The organism is Pectobacterium versatile, assembly GCF_003932035.1.
Lineage (GTDB): Bacteria > Pseudomonadota > Gammaproteobacteria > Enterobacterales > Enterobacteriaceae > Pectobacterium > Pectobacterium versatile.
The window spans coordinates 1986235-2010184 of record NZ_CP034276.1 but is presented as its reverse complement, the minus strand read 5'-3'; the positions used below and the strand labels follow the sequence as shown (position 1 = coordinate 2010184).

At 52.9% G+C, this 23950-nt stretch carries 24 protein-coding genes; 4 read left to right on the top strand and 20 right to left on the bottom strand.

Annotated elements, in window-relative coordinates:
* Positions 1 to 143: 143 nt before the first annotated feature.
* The 11 genes from EIP93_RS09100 to dinG form a co-directional block, all read right to left on the bottom strand.
* The gene (locus EIP93_RS09100; RefSeq protein ID WP_103860997.1) at positions 144 to 455 is read right to left on the bottom strand and encodes a hypothetical protein; all 312 of its coding nucleotides are present in this window, start codon (positions 453 to 455) and stop codon (positions 144 to 146) included.
* A complete protein-coding gene (locus EIP93_RS09095; RefSeq protein WP_010294923.1) occupies positions 448 to 777 on the bottom strand; it encodes a hypothetical protein in 330 nt (109 codons plus the stop codon). The genes EIP93_RS09100 and EIP93_RS09095 overlap by 8 nt, the downstream gene beginning before the upstream one ends.
* Positions 767 to 1441, bottom strand: coding sequence for a hypothetical protein (locus EIP93_RS09090; RefSeq protein ID WP_103860998.1), 675 nt, complete (start codon positions 1439 to 1441; stop codon positions 767 to 769). Before EIP93_RS09090 ends, EIP93_RS09095 begins: the two co-directional genes overlap by 11 nt.
* Entirely contained in the window at positions 1431 to 2042 is a 612-nt protein-coding gene (locus EIP93_RS09085; protein WP_103860999.1) for a transglycosylase SLT domain-containing protein, read from the bottom strand. The genes EIP93_RS09090 and EIP93_RS09085 overlap by 11 nt, the downstream gene beginning before the upstream one ends.
* 1 nt (position 2043) lies before the next feature.
* Positions 2044 to 2373, bottom strand: a complete 330-nt coding sequence (locus EIP93_RS09080) for a putative holin (protein ID WP_010281025.1) — start codon at positions 2371 to 2373, stop codon at positions 2044 to 2046.
* Between the two features lie 219 nt (positions 2374 to 2592).
* Complete coding sequence (locus EIP93_RS09075) at positions 2593 to 3960, bottom strand: TolC family outer membrane protein (RefSeq protein ID WP_125232608.1); 1368 nt, start codon at positions 3958 to 3960, stop codon at positions 2593 to 2595.
* 2 nt (positions 3961 to 3962) lie between these two features.
* Positions 3963 to 5291, bottom strand: a complete 1329-nt coding sequence (locus EIP93_RS09070; RefSeq protein ID WP_103861001.1) for an HlyD family type I secretion periplasmic adaptor subunit — start codon at positions 5289 to 5291, stop codon at positions 3963 to 3965.
* Between the two features lie 27 nt (positions 5292 to 5318).
* A complete protein-coding gene (locus EIP93_RS09065; protein ID WP_109226124.1) occupies positions 5319 to 7046 on the bottom strand; it encodes a type I secretion system permease/ATPase in 1728 nt (575 codons plus the stop codon).
* Positions 7047 to 7063: 17 nt separating this feature from the next.
* The gene (locus tag EIP93_RS09060; protein ID WP_125233326.1) at positions 7064 to 7375 is read right to left on the bottom strand and encodes a protease inhibitor Inh/omp19 family protein; all 312 of its coding nucleotides are present in this window, start codon (positions 7373 to 7375) and stop codon (positions 7064 to 7066) included.
* A 105-nt stretch (positions 7376 to 7480) separates the two neighbouring features.
* Positions 7481 to 8911 carry a serralysin family metalloprotease gene (locus EIP93_RS09055; protein ID WP_119158582.1) on the bottom strand — a complete coding sequence of 477 codons (1431 nt, stop codon included), beginning with the start codon at positions 8909 to 8911 and terminating at the stop codon, positions 7481 to 7483.
* Between the two features lie 520 nt (positions 8912 to 9431).
* Positions 9432 to 11531 carry an ATP-dependent DNA helicase DinG gene (gene dinG, locus EIP93_RS09050; RefSeq protein ID WP_125232607.1) on the bottom strand — a complete coding sequence of 700 codons (2100 nt, stop codon included), beginning with the start codon at positions 11529 to 11531 and terminating at the stop codon, positions 9432 to 9434.
* A 149-nt stretch (positions 11532 to 11680) separates the two neighbouring features.
* Between dinG and EIP93_RS09045 the strand changes: the two genes are divergently transcribed.
* The 3 genes from EIP93_RS09045 (at position 11681) to EIP93_RS23145 (ending at position 13455) form a co-directional block, all read left to right on the top strand.
* Positions 11681 to 12526 (top strand): helix-turn-helix domain-containing protein, encoded by an 846-nt coding sequence (locus tag EIP93_RS09045; RefSeq protein ID WP_125232606.1) that lies wholly within the window; start codon positions 11681 to 11683, stop codon positions 12524 to 12526.
* A gap of 52 nt (positions 12527 to 12578) precedes the next feature.
* The gene (locus tag EIP93_RS09040; RefSeq protein ID WP_103861007.1) at positions 12579 to 13226 is read left to right on the top strand and encodes a LysE family translocator; all 648 of its coding nucleotides are present in this window, start codon (positions 12579 to 12581) and stop codon (positions 13224 to 13226) included.
* Positions 13227 to 13347: 121 nt separating this feature from the next.
* On the top strand, positions 13348 to 13455 hold the full coding sequence (locus tag EIP93_RS23145; RefSeq protein WP_010297573.1) for a membrane protein: 108 nt from the start codon (positions 13348 to 13350) through the stop codon (positions 13453 to 13455).
* A gap of 157 nt (positions 13456 to 13612) precedes the next feature.
* Here EIP93_RS23145 and idi read toward each other — a convergent pair whose 3' ends face one another.
* On the bottom strand, positions 13613 to 14170 hold the full coding sequence (idi, locus tag EIP93_RS09035) for an isopentenyl-diphosphate Delta-isomerase (RefSeq protein WP_125232605.1): 558 nt from the start codon (positions 14168 to 14170) through the stop codon (positions 13613 to 13615).
* A 100-nt stretch (positions 14171 to 14270) separates the two neighbouring features.
* Complete coding sequence (gene bglX, locus EIP93_RS09030) at positions 14271 to 16577, bottom strand: beta-glucosidase BglX (RefSeq protein WP_103971156.1); 2307 nt, start codon at positions 16575 to 16577, stop codon at positions 14271 to 14273.
* Positions 16578 to 16971: 394 nt separating this feature from the next.
* Between bglX and EIP93_RS09025 the strand changes: the two genes are divergently transcribed.
* Complete coding sequence (locus tag EIP93_RS09025; protein WP_109226128.1) at positions 16972 to 17658, top strand: glutathione S-transferase family protein; 687 nt, start codon at positions 16972 to 16974, stop codon at positions 17656 to 17658.
* A 75-nt stretch (positions 17659 to 17733) separates the two neighbouring features.
* On the opposite strand, the gene pbpG is transcribed toward EIP93_RS09025, so the two are convergent.
* The 7 genes from pbpG to mmuP all read right to left on the bottom strand — a co-directional run bounded on the left by pbpG (position 17734) and on the right by mmuP (position 23660).
* A complete protein-coding gene (pbpG, locus tag EIP93_RS09020) occupies positions 17734 to 18681 on the bottom strand; it encodes a D-alanyl-D-alanine endopeptidase (protein WP_103861011.1) in 948 nt (315 codons plus the stop codon).
* Between the two features lie 149 nt (positions 18682 to 18830).
* A complete protein-coding gene (locus EIP93_RS09015) occupies positions 18831 to 19340 on the bottom strand; it encodes a DUF6622 family protein (RefSeq protein WP_103861012.1) in 510 nt (169 codons plus the stop codon).
* 69 nt (positions 19341 to 19409) lie between these two features.
* Positions 19410 to 19766: an FMN-binding protein gene (locus tag EIP93_RS09010; RefSeq protein WP_107333041.1), complete on the bottom strand. Its 357-nt coding sequence runs from the start codon at positions 19764 to 19766 to the stop codon at positions 19410 to 19412.
* Between the two features lie 60 nt (positions 19767 to 19826).
* Positions 19827 to 20369, bottom strand: coding sequence for a class IV adenylate cyclase (gene cyaB / locus EIP93_RS09005; protein WP_103861014.1), 543 nt, complete (start codon positions 20367 to 20369; stop codon positions 19827 to 19829).
* A 372-nt stretch (positions 20370 to 20741) separates the two neighbouring features.
* Positions 20742 to 21290, bottom strand: a complete 549-nt coding sequence (locus tag EIP93_RS09000; RefSeq protein WP_125232604.1) for a hypothetical protein — start codon at positions 21288 to 21290, stop codon at positions 20742 to 20744.
* Between the two features lie 17 nt (positions 21291 to 21307).
* The gene (gene mmuM / locus EIP93_RS08995; protein ID WP_116585817.1) at positions 21308 to 22255 is read right to left on the bottom strand and encodes a homocysteine S-methyltransferase; all 948 of its coding nucleotides are present in this window, start codon (positions 22253 to 22255) and stop codon (positions 21308 to 21310) included.
* Positions 22248 to 23660: an S-methylmethionine permease gene (mmuP, locus tag EIP93_RS08990; protein ID WP_116585818.1), complete on the bottom strand. Its 1413-nt coding sequence runs from the start codon at positions 23658 to 23660 to the stop codon at positions 22248 to 22250. The genes mmuM and mmuP overlap by 8 nt, the downstream gene beginning before the upstream one ends.
* Between the last annotated feature and the right edge of the window lie 290 nt (positions 23661 to 23950).

Genomic DNA, 23950 nt, shown 5'->3' with positions numbered 1-23950 from the left:
GATTTATTTGATAAAACACGACTAATACACTGAATAATAAAAATTATTTCGATAAAAAAAACGCCAGCACAACCGTGCTGGCGTAAAGGAATATGACAATATCGATAACGTGCAAAGACAGAAAAGAAACCAATACAATGGGATTACCGATCCCAATATTTTTCCGGCCGGGCGATGCCAACCATACAATCAACCGCATATTCCACGACATCTATACCAAGGCGGGTAAGATTCGCCAACCAGACGCCGCCTACCTCTTTGGTCAATACGGCCATCTTGCGATCGGCCAGATAATCCAGTGCATGACGCAGCTCCGACTCTGAAGCATCGGCATACAGCCGCTGCATCAGTGCTAGCAGGAACATTTCATTCGCGGTGTAAGGCCGCGTTTTATTTAATGCGATGAGCAAGTGCCAACGCATCGATTCCTGTCGGATACGCTGCGTATCAGCCATGATTGCCTCCCGAATAGCGCTGCTGCACCAATTCCAGCTTGTTATAAAGCGCATCCAGTTTGGCTTCGATAACCGTCTGACCACGGATGTAATCCTCACGTCGTACATAAACCAGCGGTAAATCGGCGCGGAATTCCAGAAATTCACGCTCCAGCCGCGTCCATCCCTGCTCGCTCTTCTGGCGAGCATTCTCCAGGGCTGCGAAACGCTCGTTCAGCCGCTTTTCAATTTGCGTGAGCAAAATCCGCCCGGCGGCAAACAGGAAGCTCATAAACGACAACAACAGGCCGACCAACGACCAGAATTCCACTTCAATCTTCACGTGTTACCTCCCCTGCCTGTTGTAACGTTTCGATGTAATCCAGCAGCGCGTTAACCTGCGCACTCAGCGCTTGATAGCGCTCTCCGTTGTCGCTGATGTTGGCGAGAATATCGCGCTGGGAGACACCTGAACGTTGTAATTCGGCGTCAGCGATTGCGCTGGCACCGGACGCTGCGCCAGTGCGGCGGGCAGCGGCGGTAATGTCTGAAGCACTGTTGGCGGACAGACCGAAAGCGGCGTTGTAGTGCTGCACGAAGCCACGAGTAAACACGCACTGCACAGGCTGAACTTTGCCTTTTTCGTCAATGTATTGCTGAGTAACATGGTCAATTTTCCGTTGTAGAGCGGCGTTATCCGCCGCCAGTTTTTGACGCGCTGCGACATAGCGCTGTTCGAGTTGATTTCCACGCTCTACCTGTTGCTGGTATTGCTCCGCCGCCGCGCGTAATAGCTGGTTCTGGGTTTCGGCCTGCTGCTGCTGTAGCAAATTGAATGCCGCCTGCTGTTTCGCCAGCGCGGCATCCCCCAGTGCCTGCGCCAGTTGATAACCCTGATTACGACCGGTCAGATAGACCGCGAGTAGCAACACAACGGCAAGCAGGACGGCGACCATACGTGGCGAAAGAAAGGATTTCAGACTATTGATAAACAGACTATTCCACACAGCTCGCCCTCCCCCAGCTCAAATACCGTGGCGCCAACTGATGCAAAATACGATCGGGGTAATGGCGGTTTTCACGCCAGTTGGCGGCACTGCGTCCGGCATTGACGGTTTCCACATGATCGAACCAGCGGAGTATGTCCTTCTCAGCGATCTTCGCGCGTTGCTTATCACGCTGTAACCAGCCAAGCCCGCCGTTGTAGGACGATAAGGTCATTGCCATACGTTCGCAGTCGTTGCTGGCACTGATTCGCGTCCACAGCCAGCGATCGTAGCCCGTCAGAGCACGAATAGCCCAGGCAGGATTAAACGGTTGATTAGCGCGAAGTTCAGGAACGATACCGCTAAACCAGTCGGCGGTGGTCGGCATAAACTGCGCCAGCCCCTGTGCACCGACGGGTGAAACGGCCCGAGGATTCCAACCGCTTTCCTGATGCAACTGCGCCGCAAAGTCAGCAATCGGGGCATTCATGCCCCAATCCAATCGTGCGCTGCGGATCACATCACTGCGATACGCCTGCGCAGCACGAGGGATCGTGTCGGCGCAGACCATCGCGCTAAAAAGCATCGGGCTAAGAAACAGCGTGATGAGAAGGTGTCGCATATCACAGCCCCATCGCTACGCCGATGCAAACGGCTGACACAATCAGCGCACGCCGTAACATCGCGGCGGCAAATACGGTGTGGTGGCCGTCACGAACCGGGAAACGTCCCCGCGGTACAGGTTCATCGCCTTGTTCGAGGAACAGACCGGGACGCGCTTTAGGAAACAGCGAGCGATCCAGCCAATAGCCTAATACCGCAGCAAGTGAAATAAGCGAGAGCTTATAAACGGTGACGGGAAGCTGTTGCGGTGAAATCAGCCCGATAACAGCAAAGAGAAAAGCGGATGTCACAATCCAGCCGGTAAGACGCGGTTTTTTGATTTTTTTCACGATAAAGCCTCCTGATAAGAATGGAGGCCATTATGCAAAATGCAGAGGTTTGATGATTTTAAAGGAGTTTAAGTATTACTAAGGCGCAAGATCCCACAGAATCGAACCATTTCTATTCGTCATCCATTTCTAGTCTTCATCCTTCACATTGCCCATACATAGGCTTCCTGCTGATAAAAATCATAACCGATTATCCGTATATGATTTTTATCATCTGTTTTAGTTTCTGCTGATCTTGTTGTTGGCTAATGACGTTGTTGCTGGCTGAAACCAGGCCGCCAGTTCCAGAATATCTTTCTCGTTCAGCGTACCCGCGGTATAGCGCAGTAACAACCATGCCTGAAGCCAGCTGTATTTCGCCTCTGCCAGCTCTCGTCGGGCGTTATACCAATCCTGTTCGGCCAGCAAAATATCCAGATTGATACGTTCTCCGCCTGCGACACTCAACCGCGTGGCGTTGACCGCTTCTTGCGCCGACGAGGCCGTCATTTGCCAGGCCTTAATTTTCGCCGACCCGTTGTTATACAAGTTGTAGTATTTTTTCAATTCCGCCAGCGTTTTCTTGGTTTGGTCGTCCAGCTCCGCCTGACTTTGCTGATATTCCGCCGCGGCCTGCCGCATCGATGCCGAGACGGAACCACCGGAATAAAGCGGGACATTCAGCTGCAAACCGACGCTCTGCGTGTCGTATTTCTGGTTGTAGTTGTATTCACTTTCTGAACGGCTATTGCGCGACGATGCGACCAGCGATAACGTAGGTAAATGCCCTGCGCGGCTGCGTTCGATTTCATAGCGGCTAACCGCCAGCCCCTCGCGCTGCGTCGCCAGTTTGGCATTGTGCTGTACGGCAAGATCGCGCCACTGCGCCAGCGTCTGCTTACCTGATTCCGCTGATGGCAGTTGGGTAAGCGCCATAGGATACAGCGTCGTGATATCCAGCACCGTCCCCGTCATATTTTCCAGATCGGTGATCGCTGCATCCAGATTGTCCTGTTGCTCAATCCGTTGCGCTTCGATCAGCGTAAAACGCGCCTCCGTTTCCCGCACATCCGTTAGCGTGCCTTCACCCGCTAGCAACAGGCGTTTATTCAGCGCCAGCTGTTCCCGATAGGCCCGCTGCTGCGCATCCAGCAATTGCAGCTTTTCCTGCGCCAGCAGCGCATTACTCCAAGCTTGATATAATCGCACCATCAAATCCTGACTGCGATCGCGAAAACGCTGATCGGCCATCAGCGTGCGAGCAACGCCCTGCTGATAACGCGCCCAGGCCGCATAGTCCAGCAGCGGCTGGCGCAGCGACAGCGTTGACGTGTAGCTGTCATAATCGCGTTTTAATGTGTTACCCGTGAAGCTATCCGTTTGGGTGACTTTGGAATGGCTATGGTTAGCGTTATAGCCATACTGGAGATTGGGAAGCAGATTGGCACGCCCGATCGTCTCCTCTTCCTGACCCGCGGCATGCTCAAACCCCGCCGCGCGAAACTGCGCGTCATTACGCAGCGCCAATTCCCATGCATCAAGCAGCCCTAATGCGTTGGCCCCTGAAGAAAGCAGCCCAAACAGCACGATTATCGCGATCCTTTGCATGATTATTCTTCCGTTAATGCCAGATGCAGGCGATCCATTAAAGGCTTAAAGAGATAATTGACGAACGACCGCTCTCCGGTACGAACAAACCCTTGCACCGGCATACCGGGCTTGACTTCCAGCCCCTCCAGTGCACGTTTCCCTGCCTCATCCACCTGAACGCGCAGGCTGTAATAAGGTGAACCGTCCCGCTCATCCAGCAGACGGTCGGCGGACAGTAGTTCGACCGTTCCCGCCACGCGTGGCGTCGTACTTTGATTAAACGCGACGAACTGAAGTTCAACGGGTAATCCCGGCCAGACTTTATCCACCAGCTCAACGGGAAGACGCGCATCCACGAATAAAGGCTGATCGTCCGGTACGATCTCCAGAAGCGTCTGACCCGGCGCAATCACACCGCCTTCCGTAAACACTTTCAGCCCAACCACCGTGCCGGAAACCGGTGCGCGCATCTGGATATTCGCCAGATTGAAATCAGCTTTTTCCTTCTTGCTGCCCACATCGCTCAGCAGCGCCCGCACGTCCGCCAGCTCGCTGTTCACTTCTTTGTCGTATTCCTGCTGGCGCTGGGCGATCAGCAGCGTTTGTTGTTCAATATCACGACGGGTACGGTTAATATCCCCCGCCAGCTGGGCGATATCGCCGTTAAGCTGCGCCAGCAGACGTTCGTTCTCCAGCATTTTGTTGCGCGGTACATAGTTTTCCGCCGCCAGTGAACGCAGCCCTTGCAGCTGTTGTTCCAGCGTCTCTCGCTGCTTCTGCTTACTGGTCATCACCTGACGTTGGGCGCTGAGTGACGCCTCCATCCCCGCGATGCTCGAGCGCATTCCTTCGGCTTCAAGCTTGAGCGACTGCTGACGGCTGTGCAGTAAATCGCGCTGTAATGCCGTAATCACGCGCATCTCCGATTTGTCCGCTAGCGGTTGCAGGCGAGGCGTCATCACCATGTCGCTCAGGCGCTGCTGCTCAGCAAGCAGCCGGCCTTCACGCGCGACCAACTGCAAATACTGACCATCCAGTCCTTCACTCGCCGAACGCGCATCAACCTCATTCAGCGTGAGCAGAACCTGACCAGCCTCGACCCTGTCGCCGTCTTTCACTTGGATTTTATCGACGATGCCGCCCTGATTGTGCTGCACAACCTTGCGGTTGCCGGAAATCACGACGCTACCATTCACCATGACGCCCTTATCCAACGGTGCAAACAGTGCCCACAGAAGAAAACCGCCGAACCCAGCGAGCACCAGCAACCATCCCAGACGCACAGCACGTTTTTCATCGCGTCGCGCCGTCTGGTTCATACTCTCTTCACTTATTTCTGATGCGGACATGTCTTTCCCTGTATTCGTCATTCCCTGTTACGGCTGGACAGCGGCAGCAGGTGTCATTTGTGCTTGATTGGCGGCACGACGTGGCTGCAATTCGTTCAGGATGTCGCGCGCTGGCCCAAAGCGCTGTTGCTTACCCTGATTGAGCACCAGAATTTTATGCGCCAGCGTGGTTAATGCGGGACGATGCGTAATCAGTACCACCGTCGCTCCCCGCTTCTGAAGATGCGAGATTGCCTGCGCCAGTGCCATTTCACCTTCGTTATCGAGGCTGGAGTTTGGCTCATCGAGTACCAGCAGGCAGGGATCGCCATACACCGCACGCGCCAGAGCAATACGCTGCCGCTGTCCGCCCGACAGCCCGTTGCCGTCAGCGCCAAGCGGCGTGTCATATCCCTGCGGCTGGCTAAGAATCATTTCGTGGACGCCAGCCAGCTTCGCCGCTGCAACAATTTTTTCCGCGTCATGCTCGCCAAAGCGGGAAATATTCTCCGCCAGAGTGCCTTTAAAGAGCTGCACATCCTGTGGCAGATAGCCCATTGCCGGGCCAAACGCCGTTTTATCTACCTGACTAAGATCGGCCCCATCCAGTCGAACCTTGCCACGCGTCGGTGCTTGCGTCGCAACCAGCAGACGTGCCAGCGTAGATTTCCCAGAACCTGATGCGCCCAGAATCGCCAGCGTTTCTCCCGCCTGAAGCGAGAAATGGATATCCTGCAATCGTGATGCCCCTTGCGGCGTCTGCAATAACACATTCTCGACGCTAAGCTGGCCAATCGGTGCGGGCAGCGCCATCGCCTCCGCTTTGGGCGGATAAGCCGTCATGATACGGCTGAGTCGAGACCAGGCTTGCCGCGCGCTGCTCAGCGGTTTCCAAATACCGATCAGTTGATCGATAGGGCTCAGCACGCGCCCGACAAGAATTGATCCCGCTATCATCATCCCCGGCGTGATTTCCCCCTTAATCGCTAACATGGCCCCCACGCCGAGCATCAGCGATTGCAGAAAAATACGCGCATGTTTTGATGCAGCCCCGACAACCGCGGCCCGCTCACTTGCCAGATTTTGCAGCGTAATAAAACGGTAGTGTTGCCCCAGCCAACGGCGGCGCAGATTAGGCAGCATCCCCATCGATTCAATGACTTCAGCATTACGCAGTTGCGTATCCGCAAGATGAGTTGCCTGTAGCGCTTCGTGATTTGCCTCTTCCAAAGGCGACGTGGTGAGATACTGGTTCAGCCATGCCAGCAGCACCAGCACCACCGTTCCCCCTAGCGCCAGCAGGCCGAGAACCGGATGGATCAGGAACAGCACCAGTAAAAAGAAGGGAAACCAGGGAATATCGAAGAAGGCAAACAGTGAGTTGCCCGTAATAAACTGCCGCAGTAGCGTGAGATCGTTCAGCGCCTGACCCGCCTTGGCCTCACCGGCCTCCAGATTGCGCTCAAATGCGGCGTTGAAAACCTGTTGATTCAGCTGTAGGTCGATACGGGTGCCGAGTCTCACGACCACCAGACTTCGCACCCATTCGAGTGCCGCCATGAATATCCCCAAGCCAGCAATCAGCAGAGTGAGCATCAGCAACGTGGTGCCATTCCCCGAAGCCAGTACGCGATCGTAAACCTGCAGCATATAAATCGAAGGCGACAGCATCAGTAGATTAACGATGGCGCTGAAAATCCCAATGCTCCAAAAGCTGCGCCGGAAAGGACGCAGTATACTCAACAACGAACGTTCCTTATTTGCTAGTTGACTCACTGCGTTTGCCTCTCCTGTCAGGGCTGTTTATGCAACGTACGCACACTGCCATCAGGCAATATCAGCGTATAGCCCTCTTTTTCCTTGCTAAAGAACGCCACGGACTGACCTTGTTCTTTCGTCAGCGTGATACCGTCCGGCGTAGACCTCCAGCCTGCTGGTACATCAGATAGCAGCGCGTTTAAACACGGCGCATCACCCTCAAGACGCCAGGTGTTATCCACTAACGGCGTATTGTGCAGCACAACCTCACACTGCTGTTCCCCGCCACGCAATTGCCATACGCCGCTTAGCTCACTTGCTGAAGGCAACTTCAAACTACTCGCCATACATCCTCCGCTTATTGCACTTAACAGCGCCGCGATGATTAACTTTTTCATAGTGGCCCCAAGTCGATAACAGAAAAGGACGGGGGTTACCCCGTCCTTGCTACATCACACGATAAAATCGGTTGCCGCAGAAGGCTGACCAACAATATGTACAACAAAGTCTGGCGTGGTCTGACCCGCAAAGTTCAGCCACAGATCGGTGGTATTGCTATCGGCATTCCAGTTAAGCAATGCTTCATTACCCAGTCCGGTGAATGAATTGACGAACTGCAAATCACCTTTTTGATTCAACGCTGACAGATCGATTTTGTCGATGCCGCGTTGGAAATCAGTGATGGTGTCATAGCCGTTCTTATAGGAAGAATCGCTCGCGCTGGCATAGACAAAAATATCTTTGCCTGCACCGCCCGTCAGCGTATCTGCACCGCCGCCGCCGTAAATGACGTCATCGCCTGCACCACCGTTCAGAATATTATTCGCGTCATTGCCGATAATAATATCATTGCCGGAGCCGCCAATGGCGTTTTCGATCGTGACGCCGTGAGCGATAGAGACGTTACCTTTCAGGCCGCCAACATCAGAGAACCCGCCTTCATTCAGGTTGATACGCTGATCGTTTCTGTAACCAGAGAAATCAAACGTATCGTTACCACCTGCATCCCAAACGGAGAAAATCAGTTTTTGGCTATTGCTGGTGGTGGTATAGAAATCACGGCCAGTATTGGAGTTGAAACCGTATACCGTGTCACCGGTACGCGTGTTCATGTTTGCACCGTACAGATATTGGATTGCCGTGATGTCATCGATCAGCGGACCTGCAGCATAGTGCCCCTGGAAATCGCCCCCAGTGTTTTGCTCACTCCAGTAGCTCATCAGGCTGAACTGGCGTGTATCTTCCGCGTAGGTTACATCGCGGTAGGTCGGGTTGCCTTCGCCCGCATTGTAAGAACCCGGGTGATTCAGGCCCAACGCATGACCGATTTCATGCGTCAGCGTCTGCTTGCCGTATTCCGTTGCTGGGTTACGCACCGTTTCAGCGTTGTAGTTAAACCAGGCGCTGCCCGCTGCCGAGTGGTTACCCGGCATATAAGCGTAAGCCTGAGTATCGTAGTCCATCCGACCGCTTGAATCACGGGTGTAGTTACCAAACGTGATGGTAGCTTTTTGGGTAGGGCTAACCTGAGTAAACGTGATATTGGCAACATCTGACCACGATTGCAGAGACAGCTTAGCTTGTTGTTCCTGGGCTGCGCTGAATTTCACAAAGCCCTGATCGCCAGAAGGGATAGACTTCACGTTCTGTAAGAACGAATAGGTCAAATTAGCGGATTTACCGAATACATTCGTGCCATTCCAGGTCAGGCCGTCGCGGACGATTTCCTTGGCTGCCAGATCGCTTGTGAACGAGGGTTTGCCATTAAGCTGTCCATCGCCACGGGAGTGGTAATTATACAAGTCGTACACATCACTATATCCCGTACCCGCTGCATGCAATGCAGATTCAGCGGTATCCTTATCTTCATCTCGTAAAGCCATCTTTTCTTCTCCATAAGTCTGATCGGGATGATCAGAATCCTAAATCCCTTCATGCAATCGAGGTATTGCATGTACCGCACATAGCCGCGGTCTAATCCTCTCCTGGGTCGACAAAGCTCACTAAAAATATTTATATCCAAAAAACGCATATAAATAAAAATTATCTCTATAAGGAAATAATTAAGAAAGAACGCCAATTATTTTCGTTATTATCAAATGATAAATAATAAGGTCACGGTGACTAATTTTTATTATTGGTATTGAGATGGACAGCAAGAGAAACGGATGCCAAGCGGCATTCATTTTTGAAAAGGAAGGAATTTTTATTCACTGCGTTAATTTTCATCACGGTTCCTGTCCTTAGTTGATAAAACCGCGCCACGTAATGACATACTTTGTCACACGTATTAACGGCATCCTTGCTGTTCCGAGACAAATCTAACAAATAAGAATAAAAAAATATAGCGCTAAATAGGGACTAATTACCCCCTTATTCGGGGGACGGATATAGAAGAATTTGTTATGGCATATCCCGTTGTTCAATCGGGAAGACGGGCAGCGCCGCCAGCAGCTGTGCACCATAGCCTTTGGTCAACAGGCGACGATCGTAAATGACGATTTCACCAAAGCAGTCATGGCTACGAATAAGGCGTCCAACCTGCTGGATGAGGTTAAACGAGGCGCTGGGCAAACTTTGTACGATAAACGGATGCCGTTTGAGGCTTTTTAACCATTCGCCTTCCGTCAGAATGACTGGGCTGTCGATAGGCGGAAACGCAATTTTATGGATATGCACCTGAGTAAGGAGCTCCCCTTTCAGATCCAACCCTTCCGCAAAGGACTGCAAACCAATCAGCACGCTGGTCTGGCCTTCCTGTACCCGCTGACGATGTAGCTCGACCAGCCTGTAGCGCGGCTTATCTCCCTGAACCAGCAGCATCAGGCGTAAATCGGTCACCTGCGTCAGAAACAGCTGCATCGCACGCTGGCTGGCAAACAGCATCAACATCCCTTTATGCTTATCCTGTTTTAACTCCGCTCGGAAAAATTGCGCCATTTCAGCAATATGCTGCGCTTCGGATTCCATCAGCGGTTCATAACGCATTTTGGGAATCACCAGACGCCCCTGCTCGCGGTGGTTGAACGGCGAATCCAGCGCGATAAAGGTGTCCCCTTCCTGCTCGCTCAGGCCAGAAAGCTCCTGTATACGCGCAAAACTGTTCAACGAGCGCAGCGTTGCCGAGGTCATCACGACGTGCGACACCTTCCCCCACAGTAGCCTTTCAAGCTGATCGCAGACGCGAATCCCCGCACAGTGCAGGTGAAGATGCGGCTGGTTATCGCGCATTTCCCGCGTGATCCATTTGGAAACGGGCGCGTTCGACGATTTCTCCATCGCCGCCAGCCGCCACAGCTTGCTCATGGACTCAAGATAACCCTGTTGGCGGCTCATTTTCAGCAGTGCCTGATAGACCCGCACCACGTCATGCTTGCCGGTTTTCTCGCTGAGATCGTTAAGCATATACTCTGCCAGCGCCCGCAGCGTATCCGTCAGTTTGAACAACCGCACGCAGAGTTCACGCATTTCATCCGGCATTTTGCCCATCGCAAAACGGTATTCGGTTTCCTGTCCGTCATGCGGAAGAAACAGCCCGCACATTTGCGAGAAAGACAGCACGCACTCGCGGATCTCCTCACAATGGCTGGTTAACCGCTCGCTGTTAGCGAGTCGCGGCGGTGACTTAGGGGCAAATTGCGCCATGCACTGGCCAACAAGCTGCACCAGCTGTTCCAGTTGCGCCATCATATAAGCCGGATGAATATCACCAGACATCTCCAGCGTATCGCGGGCAACGTCGGGGATATGGTGGCCTTCGTCGAGCACCAACAGGAGATTCTTAGGAGGAGGAAGTACCGATTCGCTTTCCATCGCCGCCATCACCAGCGCATGGTTGGTGACGACAACATCGGCCTGCTCGATCTCACGCCGGGCGATAAAGAACGGGCACTCGCGGTAATAATGACAGTTGTGCGCAAGGCAGTTTGCTTTGTCTGTACACAATTTCTGCCACAGGCTATCGTCAATTGAATCTTGATAATGATCGCGCAGCCCATCCCAGGCGTGACCTTGCAGCGCTTTTTCAAGCCGCACACAGGTACGTTTTTCCTCCTTGCTGGCAGACATTACTTCATCATCCAGAAAGAGCGGTAAATCCCCCTGCGCATCGGGATCGGTTGCCAGCATCGCCAAATTACGTGGGCAAATATAACGACGGCGACCAAATGCAGCGGTGAATTTCAGTTCGGGAATAAACTTCTGCAACAGTGGCAAATCTTTGCTGTAAATCTGATCCTGCAACGCCACATTCGCGGTGCTGACCACCAGCGTTTTGTCCTCCGCACGCCCTACCGCAATACCCGGAATCAGGTAAGAAAGCGTTTTCCCGACGCCGGTTGGCGCTTCAATAGCCAAATGGCGCGGGTAATCACCCGCTAGCGTTTTCGCCACTTCGGCAATCATCTGTCGCTGGGGAACGCGGGAAATAAAATCCGGGATTTGCTCTTGCAGGGCCTTATACCATTGACCAATCTGCAATTTTATTGCGGGGGACAGCGTCATGCATACTCTATATCTGTGTAATCTGACGGCCATTGTCCCACAGACGCCCGGCGACGTCAGCCGATATCACGTTCGCGACAATTCCGACCTCGACAATCGTCTGCCCAGCGATTAGGGTTAAGTCCCATATTTGTCACGAGCGGTAAATTATGTCTTCAGCCCACACAATTAACCAATCGTACTGGTTTTCGCCACAATTACCACATGTCGAAAGCCGCAGCACGCGCAACAGCAGCCACGCCTATAAAACACACAGCCATGCGCAATTCTCGATTGGCGCGATAGAACACGGCGAAACGCTTTGCCATTACCGCAATGAAATGCATCACTTGCAGGTTGGCGATCTGATCTTCATCGATCCTCAACAGCCGCACAGCTGTAATCCACTTCCCGGAAAAACACGCAGTTATCACATGCTTTATCTGGATACCGAATGGTGCCTCGATCAGATCGCAGCTCACTGTGGTTATCGGGCGGAGACCTTGCATTGCAACCGCGTTGTTCTGCGTGATCCCGCACTGTTTATACGTTATCAGCACGTGGTTGCCCTGCTGTATCGGGGAGACATAACATCGGCAGATAACCAGCTCAAAGCGATGCTCGAACCCATTTGGCGACAATATTGCCAGCCTGCACCGTCCTGTTTGCCCGTCTTACCCCATCATGCTTCGCAAGCCACGACGCGACACGTACGCGAACGTCTGTTGAATAATTTACAAGAATCGCCCTCGCTGGAAACGCTGGCGGAGGAGCTGAATCTGCGGCGTGAAACCATCGTGCGACAGTTTCGTCACGATACCGGCATTACACCGATGGCCTTCCTGAATAATGCTCGTATTGAGTATGCTAAATCGCTACTGAAACAGGGCACGCCATTGGTTGATGCCAGCTATCAAAGCGGCTTCTGCGATCAAAGCCATTTCCACAAAACGTTTGTGCAATACACCGCCGCGACACCGGGTCAGTACGCGCGATCAATATTTGACAATAAATAGCGGAACGCCTTGTCTAGACTGACCTCGATTACTTATCGAGGTCAGAAATATCATGTTTATCCATACCCTTTTTTCCGTCGATTCGCTCTTTCCCAACCACTTTCCGGCTCTGGCCTTGGCGCATTTTGTGGCGCTACTAAGTCCTGGCCCAGACTTCTTTCTGCTGACGGCCTATGCCATTCGCTACCGACTGCGCGGCAGTGCGGGAATTTGTCTGGGTATCGCACTGGGCAACGGCATTTACATTCTGCTGGCGGTGATAGGCTGGGCAGGCATTCAACATTCACCCACACTGTTTACCCTCATCGAGTTAGGCGGTGCCGCTTATCTGCTCTGGGTTGGCTATCAGTTAGTGAAAAGTCGTTCTGTGCTATCGCTACAGGCAGAACAGCAGTCCGACCGTTGCCCGACGCTGCGTAAACAAATCCTGCTGGGGCTCGGTTCAGCACTGTTGAACCCCAAGAACATGCTGTTCTACATCAGCCTGATGACCAGTATTCTTGGGCAACATGTGACACCTACGCAGCAATTCGTCAGCGGTAGCTGGATGTTTTCTGTCGTTCTGGTGTGGGATCTGCTGATCGCCGCGCTGATCGCTCGCCCGCTGATTCAGCAGCGTTTAACCCGCTGGCTTAACCCGATTGAGCGCGGAGCCGGCGTCATTCTGATGTTTTTCGGTCTGCTGTTGTTATTTCGGTAATTGTTATTTCGCTAATAGATATTCCGATAATGAAGGGCAGTTAAAAAGCGCGGAGCGTTTCGGCCTTGTTTCATGGGCGGAAGGCTTTATAATTCGGAGCAGTTAACAAAAGGATAACCTGATGACTCTTCAAAAAATCGGCATTATCGGTCTTTTTGCCCTGCTCGCCTTAGGTGGAATGTCTGGCATGATGCTGGTGGGCTACATTATTATCGAGCACGCGGGCTGAGGCTTTCGGCCCGCAGCGCTCCCCCTATCTTACAGCACAAATTTACAGTAAGAATGCACGAACAGTGCCGCACGGAAACGCGGCAATTAACGCGGTTATTTAGGCTAACGTGACTGTTCAGGCTAACGTGGTTGTTCGGGCTAGCGTGATTTTTTAACTAATGTGACTGTTTTAACTCATGCGACTGTTCTGACTGAAACGTCTGCCAGTAATCAGGAATACGCGCGAAGGTCAGTTGGAACCAGGCCGTAAACTGGTCGGGCGTCGTCGCCATCCGCTGTGCAATCTCGTCTATCGACTCGTACGCATAGTTCGACACTTCATCGGGATTCATCTGCGGAACGTCGTCCGTCACGCCAAAATACACATGCCCCAGTTCATGCTCAATCAGCCCGTTATCCAGCGGCAAACGATAGGTCAGCGTAAACATCGGCGTTAGCGCACAGCGTAGCCCCATTTCTTCATACAAGCGGCGATGTGCTGCCTGCAACGTCTCTTCACCGGGCGCAGGGTGGCTACAGCAGGTATTACTCCATAAACCGCCGCTGTGGTATTTCTCCACTGCCCGCTGCTGCAATAACAACTGCTGGCGAGAGTTGAAAACATAGACGGTAATCGCACGATGTAATACTCCTTTTACATGCGCTTCCTGTTTTTCCATTACGCCCGTTGGCCTGTCATTTTCATCAACCAGCACCACTTCAGTCAACGGCATACCTTTCTCCTGCAATACCTGATTCTCCGGCAATCACACTGTATTACGATCATCACAATGCGTCTCGCCGCCGGAATTTTCGGCGGCGAGACAAACGTCATTATAGCAGGGTGAAGCTGTCGCTCTTCACACGCTGTGAATCCAGACCAATCATCACGTCGAATTTGCCAGGTTCCACCACCTGCTGCATGCGAGCATTGTAGAACTTCAGTGCGTCCTGATCGAGCGTGAAGGTGACCGTGCGGGATTCTCCCGGCTGTAGCATCACTTTCTCAAAACCACGCAGCTCTTTCAGCGGACGGCTGATGGAAGCCACCACATCATGGAGATACAGCTGTACGACCGTTTCCCCTGCGCGGTTGCCGGTGTTTTTCACCGTGACGCTGGCGTTGATCGTCCCGTTACGCTTCATCGTCTGGCTGGATAAACGCACGTCTGACACACTAAACGTGGTGTAGCTCAGGCCGTAACCAAACGGATAGAGCGGCCCATTAGCTTCATCGTAGTAGTGAGACGTATATTTGCCTGGGTTTTCCGGCGTGTAAGGACGACCTGACGGCAGGTGATTGTAATAAATCGGGATCTGGCCGACGGAGCGTGGGAAGGACATCGGCAGTTTGCCAGATGGGTTATAGTCGCCAAACAGCACATCGGCGATCGCATTGCCGCCTTCCGTACCGCTAAACCAGGTTTCCAGTAACGCATCGGCTTGCTGATCTTCACGCACTAGCGCCAGAGGGCGTCCGTTCATCAGCACCAGAACCAGCGGTTTACCTGTGGCTTTCAGCGCCGCAATCAGGTCACGCTGGCCTTGCGGCAGGTCGATGTTCGAACGGCTAGATGCTTCATGCGCCATCCCGGCCGCTTCACCAACGACGGCAACCACCACATCCGCCTTCTTCGCTGCGGCTACGGCTTCATCGATCATGACCTGCGGAGGACGTTTATCCACCTGAACGGCATCTTCATACTGATTCAGGAAATCGATAATGCCTTTGTGATTACTGACGTTGGCACCTTTAGCATAAAGAATGGTGGCTTTATCGCCGACGGCATTCTTCAGGCCCTGATAAACGGTAATCGTCTGTTTCGTGACGCCTGCGGCAGACCAGCTTCCCATCGTATCGCGCTGGCTGTCAGCCAATGGCCCCACAACGGCAATCGTGCCTTCTTTCTTCAACGGCAGCGTTTGTAGGCGGTTTTTCAACAGCACCAGACTCTTACGCGCCACGTCACGCGCGTCCAGACGGTGTAAGCGACTTTCCGCGTTAGTATCTACCGGATCGGAACCGACTGGCCCCAAATGACGATACGGATCTTCAAACAGCCCCATATCGTATTTCACGTTCAGCACCTGACGGCTGGCATCGTCAATCTCCTGCACGCTCACCGCCCCACTTTTCACCAGCTCAGGCAGATAGCGCACGAAATACTCGTCGCTCATGCTCATGCCGATACCGGATTTAATCGCCAGACGCGATGCATCACGCGGATCGCTGGCCACACCGTGCTTAATCAGCTCTTTAATCGCGCCGTGATCGGTAATGGTGATGCCTTTGAAATTCCACTGATCGCGCAGAACCTCTTTCAGCAACCAGCTATTTGAGGTGGCTGGCGTACCGTTGATTGAGTTCAACGCAACCATCACGCCGCTGCTGCCCGCGTCAATCGCCGCTTTGTAAGGCGGCATATAGTCTTGGAACATGCGCTGAGGGCTCATATCCACGGTGTTATAGTCACGTCCGCCTTCCACCGCACCGTAGAGCGCGTAGTGTTTTACGCTGGTCATCAGCGAGTGGCGTCCGGTTACGTCATCGCCCTGAAAGGATTTGACTACCACACCGGCAATTTTACTGGTCAACCAAGTATCTTCACCGAAGCCTTCTGAAACGCGGCCCCAGCGCGGATCGCGGGTGATATCCACCATCGGCGCCCAGGTCATGTTCAGACCGTCTTCCGTCGCTTCATACGCCGCTACGCGCGCACTTTTCGCAATCGCGTCCATATCCCAACTGGAGGCTAGCCCCAGCGCGATAGGGAAAATCGTGCGCTGGCCATGCACCACATCGTAGGCGAAAAACAGCGGAATTTTCAGGCGACTGAGCTGCATAACCTGATCTTGCATCTCACGGATATCTGGACGGGTCACTGTATTAAAAATCGCGCCAACCTGGCCGTTTCTAATCATTTCCCGAATGGCTTCTTTCGGGTTATCCGTCCCGACGCTGATTAATCGGAGCTGGCCGATTTTCTCTTCCAGCGTCATTTTCTTCAGCAAATCCGTGACAAACGCATCACGTTGCTGATGTGAAGGCGATATTGAGGCTGGCGCAGACGTCAGCTCCTGCGCAAACGCCGGATTACAGGCAAGTCCAATTGCTATAGTCAGTGAAGTAAGCCATTTCATTCGTTATAAAGACCCAGTCAATCCAGGCGTCAGAGTCAGAAAGAGAGCGCTGAAGCACAAGACAGGTTGAAGATTCCGACGGTCACATCCCTTCTCTGACAAGGCGAAAAACACCTTCTCCTGCCTTAAGCGAATAAGGCTTCCCGATAGTGGTTGCCGCACCGACGCACTCAAATGCACAGCGCGTAATATAGTGCATTTATTGAGGTTTCATTTAATAAAAACTGCAAGAATAATGCTAAACGATACGCAAAACTCACATTCAGCGCCTTCCGTTTGCATCATCATCCTGATAGCGACGCGCAAAACCGGTAGATGGACCACGGAGAGGAAGATGATTTCTCCCACCTTTCGTGCTAATGCTAAGGCTTCGTTAACACAAGGAGCCTCAGACATGTATCAGCTGTATATCGCCAATAAAAACTATTCCTCTTGGTCACTGCGTCCGTGGGTGCTGTTGAAAGCACTGTCGATTCCTTTCGAAGAGAAACTGGTTGCTTTTGCGCCGGGCATGGCACAGCCGGCATTTAAGGCCTTTTCGCCGACGGCAAAAGTCCCCTGCCTGATCGATGGCGAGACCACTGTCTGGGATTCGTTGGCGATTACCGAATATCTGGCTGAACAGCACCTCGGCGTCTGGCCTGCTGATGCCAAAACCCGCGCCTGGGCACGCTGTGCCGCTGCCGAAATGCATTCTGGCTTTACCGCACTGCGTAACATCTGCTCCATGAGCTGCGGCGTGCGCGTTAAAATGAACGAAATATCGCCTGCCCTCAGTAACGACATTAACCGCATCTGCGAACTGTGGCAGGAAGGGCTGACGCGCTTTGGCGGACCGTTTCTGGCAGGAGAACAGTTTTCGGCCGTGGACGCCTTCTTTGCGCCAGTTGTCTTCCGCATCAAAACCTATCAACTGACCGTTTCGCCGGAAGCCGCTGCCTATTGCGAGCATCTGTTAGCACAGCCTGCCATGCAGCGTTGGCTACAGGATGCATTAGCAGAAACCTGGCGTGAAGCTGAGCATGATGATGAAGTGAAAAAAGCGGGTGAAGTGATAGAGGATTTTCGCGCTCGCGCCTAGCGCCACCGCAGGTGGTGACCTGTTTGACCACCGTCAAAACGTCCCCCTCCCACAGCATTGGGAAGGGGGAACCTGTCATTCGGTTTCGATGTTCGCCATGCTCTGCGGTTGGCGGGAAGCCAGCGATTTTTGTTTCTTATAGCTCAACGCGGCGGCAGGCACCTCGCTGACCTTACCGGTTTCAATCCACTTACGCAGGCGGTTAGCATCCGCAAAGTGCGTGTATTTACCGAAGGCATCCAACACCACCAGCGCAACAGGCCGCTGATTAATGACCGTACGCATCACCAGACAGTGCCCCGCCTGATTCGTGAAGCCCGTTTTAGTCAACTGAATGCTCCAGTCCTCTTTATAGACCAGATGATTCGTGTTTCTGAACGGCTGGCTGTACGCTGGGTGGGAGAACGTCGCCGTTTTCTCCTGCGTGGTACTAAGCTGGCCCAGCAGCGGATATTGCTTGCTGGCAATCAAGAGCTTGGTGAGATCGCGGGCAGTCGAGACATTATTGATAGACAGCCCAGTCGGTTCTACATAACGCGTGTGGGTCATCCCCAACGCACGGGCTTTAGCATTCATCGCGCGGATAAACGCCTGATAGCCGCCCGGGTAGTGGTGCGCCAGACTGGCCGCCGCGCGGTTTTCTGATGACATCAGCGCCAGTAGCAGCATGTCACGGCGGCTGATCTCACTGTTCAGACGAACGCGCGAGTAGACCCCTTTCATTTCTTTCGTCTGGCTAATATCGACAGAGATGATTTCATCCAGCGGTTGATTGGCATCCAGCACCACCAGCGCCGTCATCAGTTTCGTCACCGAAGCAATCGGCACCACCACATCAGGATTGCTGGAATAAAGGATGTGGTTATCACGTAGATCCACCACCATGGCGCTACCGGAAGCAATTTCCTGATGCGCAGTGCCAGCGGAGTACGTCGGCGCTTTCGCCACAGCCTGAGGCAACATCACTGCATGGGTTGATAGCACCAACAGGCCAAAAAGAGAAAGCTTAAAATTTTTAGTCATTCTTCAATAACTTAAACAGTATTCTGTTAAATGAAAGGGATGGGCATCGGCATTATAATTTACCGCCCTTCCCTGCGCACTCATACAGCAGAAAAGCTTTGTGACAAATGTTGACAGACGGTTTGAGCAACTTACTGTTTTTTATCATGTTACGTCAGAGACGGTCTTATTTTGCGCATGTGGTTGAGCAGACGCAGGCTGACGCCGCTGAATATCCCTGCGGTAATCCCACTTGCCGCACCGGACAGTAGGCAGAATACAGGGTCATGCGCCAACGCGGGAAACAGAGCCAACTGGACGGAAAAGTAGAAATGAGAACAAAACGTCAGCAGCATCAAGACCAGCGACCACCACGAACCGGTGCGTTGAAAACGTCGCGATTCCAGCAAGTAAATGCCTGACGTCTTCCCCCACGCCCATCCGATGCCCAGCCCAATGATCAACGCCAGCAGAAATCCGCCCGCCGCTGCAAGCGGGAGCCGCAGCGTATGAAAAATCGCACTGATGCCCCACACCATGAAAATCATCGGCACAACCAACATCCGCATCAACGATTGCTGCCGTGGCTGACTGGCTTTTACGCCGGCATAAATCAGATAACCCAAAACGATCCACACCCAATAAGGCGTGTGACGCAAAATAATCAGCAGGTTTTCCACGGCAGTACTATTCCTTCATCACTAAGGCCTTCATTAATTAAGCCTTCATCAGCCAACAAACCAGTGCGACTACGGCGTGATTTTGGCCTGTTCCAGCGCTTGTTTCACCGCATTAATCACGCCCTGACTCGATAACGTTGCCCCCGTTACCGCATCCACCTTGTTAATATCCTGCTTCTCAATGAGCTCCGGCACAATTTGATCCGTCGCGCTCAACATCATCGCTTCGGTATCGCCATGCTTCAGCACTTCAGCATTGGCAATCTTCCCGTCTTTAATGCTGACCGTGACCTCAACTTCTGCCGCCTTCCCCTGCGCTTTACCGATGTAGGCACCGTCTTTATAGTGCGCCACATCGCTACCATGAACGGACAGAGAAAAAGCCATCACTAACGTGGCAAGCACTGCCGAAATAGATTTTTTCATCATTTCCCCGTGTGCAAATCGAACAATAAAAACAACAATTCAATAACCAGAATAGAACAATTAATTAAAACCTAATAATTGATAATAAGATTTCGTTTCAATATTATCCAACGACAATTTAAGCCGTAGCGCACACTCTATACACCGATCCCTGAGTGCTTTCAACTGGGTTTCATCATCGGTCATCACCGATATTTCGACGAAATAACCCAGTGATTCAATATAATCGAGCGTAATATGGAAGGCGTTTAAAAAGTAGATACTGCGGATTTTATGAATTTCAAAAAGGGGCCGATACCCTAGGGTCTGTAGCATGCTGTCGGTTTTTTCAAAGTCCTCGACATTAACCGCTTCACAGCGATCGACGCCCGGCCCTTTCACAATCCAGAGCTTAATCCCCGACGGCTCCATGCGGCGCACCTGCATTTTGATATTCTGCTGTTGCAGACGATTCTCTGCATCATCGTAATAAATATCATGTTCTTTATTTTCAAAGACAAAAGCCTCAGGATGAAGGCTAAAAAGCGTATTCCTGAAAACAGCTATATCGTCGATGCGAAATTTAAGCTCAACTTCATATTTCCCTGTGAAATGTTCAACCATGTTCTTTCCCTCACTGGATTCCCTGAAATAAAATTGACTCTCCGCAATATAGAACAGCGTTTTATTATGCTGTCATACGGAAATTCAAGATAATAATGGTTCAGTCATCCGCAAAATAGATCATACAGGTAACATAATATGGCCGAATGGCCGTCCTCTCACCCTCCTTGATTAACACCTTACGTCCTGTCACCGCGATAATCATGCGGCGTTATTACCTTACAACGTCAGATATGCGAGCGCAATTTCCAGGCAACGAATATCTGTTGACGAATGCTATTGGCGATTTCCCAGCAAAAAAATGCGGTCAGAATCCTTGCTGGACGCTGACCGCCGTTAATAATAGCTGAGAAGGGAAAAACCGCTAGTTCTTCACGCCGCAACGGTAGGTAATAGCAGAATCAGTGCAGAATCGAAGCCGTGATGGTGCATAAACTCACGCAAAATCAGCAATCGGGCGGAGAAGGCGTTCTCTAGCGGAATCCCTTCCCAGGTCGCCGGGCTCCCCAGCATGACGCGTTCCAGACGTTTAAATGTCCGCTCCATATCATCCTGTGGCAAACGCCAGCCTGCGTCCTCTTCTTCTGCTCCCGAAACCTGTGCAAGGGTCACCAATGCGGGGTCGAAAGAAAACAGAGCGGAATCCGCAGGGATGTCGTGGCGAATACGTGTCACTTCATCCTCAACCGCCATGATCGCCAGCTCCATTTCGTCCGGCGTTGGGGGAAGATGCTTAAAAAATGCCGCTGCCGTTTTGTCAAAACCGATGGTTAATTGCAGGGTTGCCGACGGTTGTGATGCCGTCCCACAGACGACGGTCGTCAACTCTTCGCCAATATACAGTACTGTTACCGGCACATCCGGCGCGACGCGCTGTCTGGCAAGCGAGTACGCCTGTTGCAGGTTCACATCATTTTCCATCACGGCCTCCCTCTTATTTAGTGCTGACTCTCGTGTTGGCAGCAGCGTGCAATACCAGCGATATCCGCGGGCGTGGTTCGGCAACAGCCGCCAATCAAGCGTGCGCCTGCTACCTGCCACTCGGGCAAATACGCGGTCAACGAGCAGGCATCATCGTGAGTGCTGCTCCAGGTTTTCGTTACCGCATCATACTGCTCGCCGGAATTGGGATAAACCACCAACGGCAAATCCGTCAGCGAGGACAGGTGCGTCAGCGCGGGCGTCACGTTTTCCAGCGCGATGCAGTTGATACCCGCAGCGACCACCTGAGAGCAGGCGTTGACCCGCGCCAGCACCGTGCGCAATGGCGTGCCGTCGCTGAGGTGTTCGCTGTCACGCAGCGTGAAGGAGAACCAGGCCTGCGCCTGAGGGAACTCGGCCAGTAGCGCAATCAGCGCCTCTATTTCAGCGAAAGACGGCAGCGTCTCGCAGGCCAGCAGATCGGCACCCGCCTCATGCAGTGCCGCCATACGCGGCCGATGAAACGCCATCATCTCGGCCTGTGGTAGTTGGTAATCGCCACGATACTCCGAACCATCCGCCAGATAGGCACCGTACGGCCCCACCGATCCCGCCACCAGCAGCGTCCCAGCCTGCGGATTATCGCGACGGTAATCATCCCGCGCCTGCGCCGCCAGCTGTACGCTCTTGGCAATCAGCGCCAGTGATTCTGCTTCACTATACCCGCGCGCCTCAAACCCTTGCGGCGTCGCCTGATAGCTGGCCGTAATCGCACACTGCGCCCCGGCTTTGAAATAATCGAGGTGCACCTGATAAATCAGCGCCGGATTTTCAACCAGCACTTTCGCCGACCACAGCGGATCCGTTAAATCACAGCCGCGCGCTTCCAGTTCGGTTGCCAACGCACCGTCCAGCACAATCGTTGATGCCGTCGCCAGCATTTCGGTAACCGTATTTTTACGCAATGTCTTCCACTCCCGTTAATCTACGTTTCTTCATTGACTGCGTGAAATAATAAGCACCGTAACACAGCGCGACAAACGGAATTCCACACCACAGTGCAATCCGCTGGCTTGGGTCAAACGCCAGCCCGACACAGGCCAGCAGGCAGAGCAGGAAGCCAAGAATCGGCGTGATCGGGAACCAGGGTGCGCGATATTGCAGGTCGGAAAGCGGTTTTCCCGTACGGACATGGTGACGACGGAACATGTAGTGCGAGGCGCAGATGCTCAGCCACACCGCCACGACGGCAAAGCCGGAAATCGCGGACAGCGCCACGTAAACGGTATCCGGTGCAACCACGCTGGAAAACAGCGCCAACAGCCCGCCCAGCATACTGACGGAAATAGCAAAGAGCGGAATACCGCGGCGCGTCAGACGAGAAAAACGGCGCGGCAACGTGCCTTCGTTGGACAGCGACCACAGCATACGCCCCGAGGCATACAGCCCTGAGTTAGCAGCGGACAGAATCGCCGTCAAAATGACGAAATTAAAAATGTCGGCGGCGTAGGGAATACCAATCTTCTCAAACACCAGCACAAACGGGCTTTTAGCAATACCGGCCTCTTCCATCGGAATGATCGCCGCCAACACCAGCACCGTCCCCAGAAAGAAAATCACCAGCCGCGCGACGGTAGTACGAATCGCCATCGGCACCACCTTCTGCGGATTCTCGGTTTCGCCAGCCGCGATACCGATCAGCTCCGTACCGGAGAAGGCAAAGTTCACCGCCACCATCGTCATCAGAATCGGCAGGCCGCCGTGTGGAAACCAGCCAGACGCGGTAATGTTCTGGAAGAACGGCGCGGGTGAACCATCCTGCATCGGAATAAAGCCAAACATCGCGCCAGCGCCGAGCACAATAAAGGCAAGAATCGTGACGACTTTAATGATAGAGAACCAGAATTCCCCTTCGGCAAAGAAGCGGGACGACACAATATTCAGCAGATAGATCAGAACACAAAACAGCAAGCACCAGGTCCAAACCGGCACCTGCGGGAACCAATACTGCATGCAAAAACCGGCAGCGGTCAGGCTGGAGCCCAACGCAACCGTCCACGTCAGCCAATACAGCCACGCCACGGTATAGCCCGTTGCGGGACTGAGATAGCGGGAAGCATACACATGGAACGCGCCAGTTTCCGGCATGGCAACGGACAGCTCACCCAGACTCAGCATCACCAGATACACCACCAGCGCGCCGATCAGATACGCCAATAGCGTTCCGGCCGCGCCCGTCGTCGAAATAATGTAGCCCGTATTGAAAAACAGGCCAGTACCGATGACGCCGCCGAGCGAAAGCATCACCAAATGGCGAGCTTTCATCGTGCGCTTAAACTGCCCTTCTGTGCCTGATGCGTGTTGTTCCATGATGACCTTTCTTTATCAATGTATCCGCCCTGCTTTATGCAGCTGAACGGTATAGACCCTAAATAATTCGAGTTGCATGAAGGCGGCAAGTGAGGGAATCCCGATGAGCTTACACAGGTAAGTGATTCGGGTGAGTGAGCACAGCCAACGCACAGGCAACTTGAAGTATGACGGGTATAGACGTCTAAACTTCCAGATAGATGGAGTGTTATACCGTCAACCGATTCGTAAAGTAAAGTACAGGCCAACGGGAGAGCGATGAGGTGCGTTAAATCTGAACAGACACTGTC